This window comes from Streptococcus sanguinis, assembly GCF_003943655.1.
GTDB classification, from domain to species: domain Bacteria; phylum Bacillota; class Bacilli; order Lactobacillales; family Streptococcaceae; genus Streptococcus; species Streptococcus sanguinis_F.
The window spans coordinates 24,426-31,581 of record NZ_RJMM01000025.1 but is presented as its reverse complement, the minus strand read 5'-3'; the positions used below and the strand labels follow the sequence as shown (position 1 = coordinate 31,581).

Sequence of the window (7,156 nt, the reverse complement as noted above, 5' to 3'; positions counted from 1 at the left end):
ACAGCCCAGACAACGGCATGATGGAGTCCTTCTTTGGCATTCTTAAGTCTGAGATGTTTTACGGTTATGAGAAGAACTTTAGGTCTTTAGAAGACCTTGAGCAAGCTATTGTGGACTACATTGATTACTACAATAACAAACGAATCAAAGTCAAACTAAAAGGACTTAGCCCTGTGCAATACAGAACTAAATCCTTTCAATAATTAATTGTCTAACTTTTTGGGGTCAGTACATGTACACCCTGTTTTTATTATAATTTCATAGCCAACATATTGACTGTCATACCAGCTGCTGTTCCCATCAGAGCGATGGTGTCCCCTTCCTTGACTAGATTGCGCTCCAGAGCATAGCAGAGGGAAAAGGGCACTGCTACTGACACCATATTACCATAGTCTTGCACAATATTAAGGTATTTATCATCAGGAATACCCAAGCTGCGCATGACCATTGGCAGAGCACGACTCGCCTGATGCGGAATGATATAATCCAGGTCAGATAGGCTGAGACCACTCTTTTCTTTAAACTCTTTAAACATTTCCGGAATTTTTCTGGCAGAGAGCAAGAGAATCTTCTTGCCATTCATGTCAAACATGTAGTGAGTCTTGGTAGCATCCGAATACTCCTTAGGCTGAAATGATGTCAAACCACCGCGAATCTCTGTATCGTGAGCTCCTTCAGACCAGGTCCGCTGCAGGCTGGAGATAACGCCTCTCTCTTCCTCTGTTGCTTCAAAAATCAAAGCAGCCGCTCCGTCACTGAACAACTCAAAACTTTCCTTCTGATTAGGATTGAGGCCCAGGCTTCCAACCTCACTAGACACGATGAGGATTCTTTGATATTCACCAGCCTCCAACAAATGAGACATGAGACTCAAAGCCGAGATAAAGCTGGTGCAGGTCGTATTGATATCCATGGCTGGAATGGACAAGCCCTTAGCCACCAACTCATGAATCAGGGCCGCGGTGCAGGGAATGGGCTGAACGCCCACCGCACTAGCCGACACGATGCAGTCAATGTCTTTGATAGTCAGGCCCGCTTGCTGCAGGGCTTTTTCAATCGCCTTGACCGCCATGGAAAGCTGGGTTTCTTCATTTTCCACCACTCGATAACGGGTCTGATCCTTAAAAGTCACAGTATTTCTAGGTAGATGCGTACCATAACCAACAATCTTTATATGATTCTTTACTGCTGTCATATTAAACTCCTTCTTGTCAGACTTGGGGCTGCTCGGCAGTTAGGTAAACTGTCAAAGAGTATGAGCCACCGATTCATATATTTTTCCACTTGGGGCATTCTTAAGCCCGATAAATTCGTTTCAACTTACGACCTCTGTCCCGCTGATAATCTTCAAAAAAAATAGCCGGCATAAGAAAGCTTTTATCAGTCGCTAAGTTTTGAAACTGCTGGACAATCTCGTCTTCTCGCTGCTGACTACGATGTTCGATAGCAATGGTCAGCGAATAGTCCTGCTTCTGAGCGACTTGGTATTCTCCAATCGCATCAACTAAGAGCAGACAACGGCGGATAAAGTCCGGAAAGATCTCCACCGACTGACCTGCGGTATTTTCAAAAATGAAAATATCATCCGAGCGCCCCTCAATTCTGTCAATCCGTGTAAAGACCGAACCGCAGGGGCAAGGTTCAGGATTTTCCACCAAGATATCATTCAGCTCATATTGAAAAATTGGCTGAGAAGTCCGCTTGAAGTCCGTGATAATAGGATAAAAACGCCGATCATCCAAGTAGTGCTTATCTACATGGACAATGTCTTCGTTTAGATGAAGATTCCCGTAGGAACAGCTACAGGCTAGGAAGCCCTCGGTCGCTTGGTAGACCTGGTCCACCTTTTTCAGACCAAATCCTGCTTGAATCCTCTGCCGATCTGGCTCTTCCAAAATCTCTGCCACTGATACGACTTTGCTAGGGGCAATCTGCACATTTCCTGCCTGGACTTGTTTAGCCAGATCCAAGAGCATTGATGCTGGCGCCACCAAAATCGTTGGCTGGTAAGCATTCAAGCGCTCTACATGCTCTTCGGCTCCCTGAAAAGTATCAAAATACTCCAGAGAAATCAAGCCTGAATTGACAGTCTGATAAAGCTGGTTATCTGCCCGAAGAAAGAAGGCTATTTTGTGCCCAAAGAGTTTGCCTGTAGGCAGCATCTTAGCCAAGATGGCTGCCGCCCACATGCTGCGCTCCTTTTCAGTGGTGACAAACAAGCCTCGGTGACCAGATGTCCCTGAAGACAGGCCGACAGCAATCTCTCCTATCATGGGACTAAAATCACGTGTCCGCTCGCTCTCCAGTGCCAAGGCTAACAACTCATCACGATCCAGCCCTTGAGTATTGAGCTCATTGAAATGCTCCATCATAAAGGCCTTATTCATCTTAAAATCTGCTGGAATACCTGATTTAAAATAAGGCGATTCCTGCTGCAGAAATTCCCGATAGGTCTCTAAAGCCTTGACTTGATAGCGTTCCAGAGCCTGTCGATCCTTAAATCGATGCCCCCAGCGAATGACGCTAAAGGTTTTTAGAAATGTTCCTAGTTTCATACAAAATCTGCTCCGCTCTCTCAGCCGGATCATGACTGACTAGCACCTGATAGCCAACAGCAAGCAACTGCCGCAGCAAGGCCACACCAGCCATGTATTCTTCCTTGTTATCCTGGATTAGTGACGGCAAGAAACGCATCTGCTCCGTATAAGGCAACAGATCCACGCCCCAGCACAAATCAGCTCCGATAAACAGATGATGATCTGGCAAAAAGAGACAAGCTTGACCAGCGGCATGGCCATCAACTGAGGCCAGATATATACTGCCATCCCCAAACAAGTCAACTGTCTTGCGATAGAGGAATGCTGCTTGCACCTGCTGAGGTTCCACCACTTCCAACCGACTCTCAAAATCCTGCGGAAGAAATTCCTTGAAAATCAAATCCTTAAGCTTGGCATGCTGATAAGTTTTAAAAACGGTCTTGGTCAGAATGAAGCGGGCCTTGGGAAAGAAAGCGGCTCCGCCGATGTGATCCGGATGCAAGTGCGACAAGATGACATAAGAAATATCTTCTGCCGCAATTCCTTTTTGCTCAAGCAGACGATCTACACGCTCCTCTTCTGACATATCAACAGGCGTTCCCAGACCATAAAGCCAGTATTTGAGCTTGGGCTTCAGAATAGCTGGAGAATAGCCTGTGTCGTAGAGAATATAGCCTTTGTCACGATGCTTTAAAAGGAAAACACCAGCTGGAAAAATTATTTTTTTCTTGGCAACTCCCTTAAACATCTGCTGCAAGTGACTGCTGCAGCTCCCAGGCTGAAGATACTCAATTTTCTCGATAATGTTGGACATATTTTGCAATCCCTTCACTGATTGTCAACTTGGGTTGATAGCCCAAATCCCTTACTGCTGCTGATATATCCAGCGTTTGACTGTAACGCATTAAGTAATAAGTGTAAAGAGTCAGAGGTGGCTCTTTTTCAATGTTAAAAAAGCGATAAAAGCTTTCAAAGCCCTGTGCCAGAAGACCTAGAAAAGCAGCAGGCAACTTAACATAACGTTTACGAACCTGTAAACCATCTAAAGCTTCATCCAGCATATCCTTGAAACTACGGGATTCTCCGTTGGTAATGTTGTAAACTTGTCCTTGCGCTTCTGGAAATTCCAAAGCCAGACGAACAGCCAAGGCCACATTTTCCACACAGGTCATGTCCATCATTTGCTGGCCATTTCTGATAAGTGGAATCGCCAGTTTTTGACTTAAGCGCAGAATCCTAGGAAAGATACTGGTGTCTCCAATACCAAAGAGCCCTCTAGGACGTAAGATAACTGATGGAACTTGAGGATAACTTCGGACAATCCGCTCAGCCATGAGCTTGCTTTTTATATAGAAATTCAGCTCATTTTCCTGAGGAGCAGCCTCTTCTTTGATAGCCAATTGGTCACGCGCCGCAGCATAAATGCTTGGAGAGGAAATATAGACCAGTCGTTGCACTCCAAAATGTCGGCAGGCTTCCATAACCAACTTGGTTCCTACTACATTGGTCTGATAAAACTGCTCCCAGGGTCCCCAAATCGTTGAGAGGGCACCAGCATGCACTACTGCATCCACTCCTTCGCAGGCTGCAAAAATTTCTTCTTCTCTGGTAAAATCCCCAGCAAAAAACTCTACTAAGGGACCTTCTAATTGCCGGCCCGCCTTCAGATTGCGGCCAAATGCTCGCACCTGATATCCTTGTTCAGCCAGCTCTTCAACAACATACTTTCCTAGAAAGCCAGTCGCTCCTGTCACTAGAACTTTCATCGCTACTCCTTTCATATAATTTTCTGTTTCAGTCTTGTCCCCATTATACACCATTTCAGCAAATCTTCCGTAAAAAAGCTGGAAAAAATCTTTACAGAGTGTCTCACCTGATTGGATAGGAGCAGAAAGAAATAAGATAATTTTCCAAAACAGCTGTCTCAAGCCATTGACATTTTTTAGTTGGAAATAGCTCTAATTAATTCATTGGGAGTATAAAAAAGAAGCCGGAAAACCGACTTCTGAACAAATACAAATTAAAGCATTTTGTTGTAGAATTCAACGATAAGTGCTTCGTTGATTTCTGGGTTGATTTCATCGCGCTCTGGAAGACGAGTCAATGAACCTTCTAATTTTTCAGCATCGAATGATACGAATGCTGGACGTCCAAGAGTTGCTTCAACAGCTTCAAGAATTGCTGGAACTTTCAATGATTTCTCACGAACTGAAATCACTTGACCTGGAGTTACGCGGTATGATGGGATATCAACACGTTTACCGTCAACAAGGATGTGACCGTGGTTTACGAATTGACGAGCTTGACGACGAGTAGTCGCAAGACCAAGACGGTAAACAACGTTATCCAAGCGACGCTCCAAGAGAAGCATGAAGTTGAAACCAAGGATTCCTTCTTTGATTTTTGAAGCTTGAACGAACAAGTTACGGAATTGTTTTTCACCTACACCGTAAGTGAAACGAAGTTTTTGCTTTTCAGCCAATTGCAAACCGTATTCTGACAATTTGCTGCGGTTGTTTGGTCCATGTTGACCAGGTACATAGTTACGGCGAGCCAATTCTTTACCTGTACCAGTAAGAGAAAGACCCAAACGACGAGCTTGTTTCCAAGATGGTCCTGTATAACGTGACATAAAAATGTCCTCCTGTAAAATTTTTTTGAGGAAATAGTCACTTAGAAAGCCCTGATTCGTGCAGAACATTTTCGCCCAAACAGCTAAGGCTACTTTTATAGCTGATGTTCTGTTGACGAGCTCCATGCTTTCCTGCTGCTATTTCACACAAGGGCTATTGTACCATGAATAAAGTCAAAAGTAAAGGGCCTCATACAAAAAATCAAGCCAAAAGGCTTGATTGAAGTTGTTTCTTGAAAGCAAAGGAATTCAGGCAGTTGCTTCACACTCCCAAAATCCTCAAAATCTCCTGCTTATATCGCAGCTTCTGTAGTTCCTTATCCTCGCTGCCTGACCAAGTCAATTGGAGATCTGCAACAATTTGCCCAGGACGATTTTTCAGAATATAGATACGGTCACTGAGAGCCAGAGCTTCCTCGATGCTATGAGTGATGAGAAGAGTCGTCAGGCCAAGCCTACGATGAATATCCAGATACCAAGCGTGTAGCTCCATCTTGGTCAGCTCATCCAGAGCACTAAAGGCCTCATCCAGAAGAAATAGCTTGTGACCGAACATATAGGTTCGTAGCATAGCCACGCGCTGCCGCATCCCCCCGCTCAGTTCATGTGGATACTTGTCTGCCACATCAAAAAGCCCGAACTCCTTCAAAATCTGACTTGCCTGCTCCATCGCTTCCTTTTTGGATACCTTTCGGATTAAGAGAGGCAAGATGACATTCCCCAGCACCGTCTTGTGCTCCAGCAGCAAGTCCTTCTGTAGCATGTAGCTCACGCGACCCTTGGGATTTTCCTGTCCGTCTAGGACAATCCTACCCGTCTGGACCTCCAAAATCCCCGCAATCAGATTAAAGAGGGTCGTTTTCCCGACTCCACTAGGCCCCAAAATCGCTACAACCTGGCCTGCTTCTACCTCTAGGCTGATGTCTTTCAAAATCTGCTGCTCATCGTAAGCATAGCTTACATTTTCAAGTTTAATTTCTGTCATTATTTTATATAATCGTTGCTGAATCCCTTGTCCCTCAAGTCATTGTCCACGATACCTTTATCCTTGGCCCATTTGTAAAAGGCATTCCAGCGGCTAGCCTCAAACTGACCCCACTTGTCCTTATCCGATGCATATTGCTCGGACAAATATTCTTGAGAAGCCAAGACAAAGTCACGCTTGTTCTTCAGCTCTGGCGCATGCTTGATTAAAATATCCGCCGCTTCTTCAGGGTGCTCCATGGCATATTGATAGCCTTTCTTGATAGCCTGCAGGACCTTTTTCGCCTCGTCCGGATTCTTCTTGAGATAGTCATTATTGGCAATGATGACTGGTGAATAGTAGTCAAACTCTTTGACATAGTCTTTCATATAAAAGAAATTAGTGTCCATGCCTTGCGTCTCTGCCATGATGCCGTCCCAGCCATGATAAATCCACGCTGCATCAAACAAACCATTTTCAATCGGCGTAATAGAGTTAGAATCGTTGTTGGGAACCTTTTCTACCTCATCAAACTGACCGCCTTGGCTTTCGACCAAGGTTTTGAGCATGCCAAGCTCCACCGGATCATTCCAGGTACCGTATTTCTTCCCAGCCAGATCCTTAGGTTCCGTAATTCCTGCAGACTTCTTAGAAATAATGCCCGAAGTATTATGCTCTACAATAGCCGCGACAGCTGTTATTTCTGCGCCCTTATCCAGTTTTTTAGCCATAGAGTCCTGGAAATAAATACCAAAAGGCGCCTTGCCATTGATAATCAAATCCGAACTGCTATCTTCAGGCGGCAACTTGATATCTACATCCACGCCTGCTTCCTTGAAATAGCCCTTTTCCTGAGCCACATAAAGACCGGTATGATTGGTGTTGGGTGACCAGTCTAGGATAAAATCAATCTTTTTATCCTTCTTAGCTGACTCCGAGCCTGACTGACTGCAAGCCGCTAGACCAAAGATAGACACGGCAGCTAAACCTGCCAGCAACACTTTATAACTTTTTTTCATCATT

At 44.8% G+C, this 7,156-nt stretch carries 8 protein-coding genes; 1 reads left to right on the top strand and 7 read right to left on the bottom strand.

What is annotated here, in order from left to right:
- Window positions 1–203, top strand: a 203-nt coding sequence (locus D8886_RS09590; protein WP_142999463.1) for an IS3 family transposase, incomplete at its 5' end; no start/stop codon positions are given.
- A gap of 47 nt (window positions 204–250) precedes the next feature.
- On the opposite strand, the gene D8886_RS09585 is transcribed toward D8886_RS09590, so the two are convergent.
- The 7 genes from D8886_RS09585 to D8886_RS09555 form a co-directional block, all read right to left on the bottom strand.
- Window positions 251–1,195 carry a 3-oxoacyl-[acyl-carrier-protein] synthase III C-terminal domain-containing protein gene (locus D8886_RS09585; RefSeq protein WP_061591918.1) on the bottom strand — a complete coding sequence of 315 codons (945 nt, stop codon included), beginning with the start codon at window positions 1,193–1,195 and terminating at the stop codon, window positions 251–253.
- A gap of 100 nt (window positions 1,196–1,295) precedes the next feature.
- Entirely contained in the window at window positions 1,296–2,555 is a 1,260-nt protein-coding gene (locus tag D8886_RS09580; RefSeq protein WP_185761292.1) for a F390 synthetase-related protein, read from the bottom strand.
- Window positions 2,524–3,351: an MBL fold metallo-hydrolase gene (locus tag D8886_RS09575; RefSeq protein ID WP_185758690.1), complete on the bottom strand. Its 828-nt coding sequence runs from the start codon at window positions 3,349–3,351 to the stop codon at window positions 2,524–2,526. Before D8886_RS09575 ends, D8886_RS09580 begins: the two co-directional genes overlap by 32 nt.
- Window positions 3,326–4,357: an NAD-dependent epimerase/dehydratase family protein gene (locus D8886_RS09570; protein WP_125435365.1), complete on the bottom strand. Its 1,032-nt coding sequence runs from the start codon at window positions 4,355–4,357 to the stop codon at window positions 3,326–3,328. The genes D8886_RS09575 and D8886_RS09570 overlap by 26 nt, the downstream gene beginning before the upstream one ends.
- Window positions 4,358–4,557: 200 nt before the next feature.
- Complete coding sequence (rpsD, locus tag D8886_RS09565) at window positions 4,558–5,169, bottom strand: 30S ribosomal protein S4 (protein ID WP_002899562.1); 612 nt, start codon at window positions 5,167–5,169, stop codon at window positions 4,558–4,560.
- 262 nt (window positions 5,170–5,431) lie between these two features.
- Entirely contained in the window at window positions 5,432–6,154 is a 723-nt protein-coding gene (locus D8886_RS09560) for an ABC transporter ATP-binding protein (protein WP_125435363.1), read from the bottom strand.
- The gene (locus tag D8886_RS09555) at window positions 6,154–7,155 is read right to left on the bottom strand and encodes an ABC transporter substrate-binding protein (protein WP_125331284.1); all 1,002 of its coding nucleotides are present in this window, start codon (window positions 7,153–7,155) and stop codon (window positions 6,154–6,156) included. Before D8886_RS09555 ends, D8886_RS09560 begins: the two co-directional genes overlap by 1 nt.
- Between the last annotated feature and the right edge of the window lies 1 nt (window position 7,156).

Coding starts and splice junctions, on each gene's coding strand:
- D8886_RS09585 (WP_061591918.1), bottom strand. CDS start 1,195: ATGACAGCAGTAAAGAATCATATAAAGATTGTTGGTTATGGTACGCAT.
- D8886_RS09580 (WP_185761292.1), bottom strand. CDS start 2,555: ATGAAACTAGGAACATTTCTAAAAACCTTTAGCGTCATTCGCTGGGGG.
- D8886_RS09575 (WP_185758690.1), bottom strand. CDS start 3,351: ATGTCCAACATTATCGAGAAAATTGAGTATCTTCAGCCTGGGAGCTGC.
- D8886_RS09570 (WP_125435365.1), bottom strand. CDS start 4,357: ATGGTGTATAATGGGGACAAGACTGAAACAGAAAATTATATGAAAGGA.
- rpsD (WP_002899562.1), bottom strand. CDS start 5,169: ATGTCACGTTATACAGGACCATCTTGGAAACAAGCTCGTCGTTTGGGT.
- D8886_RS09560 (WP_125435363.1), bottom strand. CDS start 6,154: ATGACAGAAATTAAACTTGAAAATGTAAGCTATGCTTACGATGAGCAG.
- D8886_RS09555 (WP_125331284.1), bottom strand. CDS start 7,155: ATGATGAAAAAAAGTTATAAAGTGTTGCTGGCAGGTTTAGCTGCCGTG.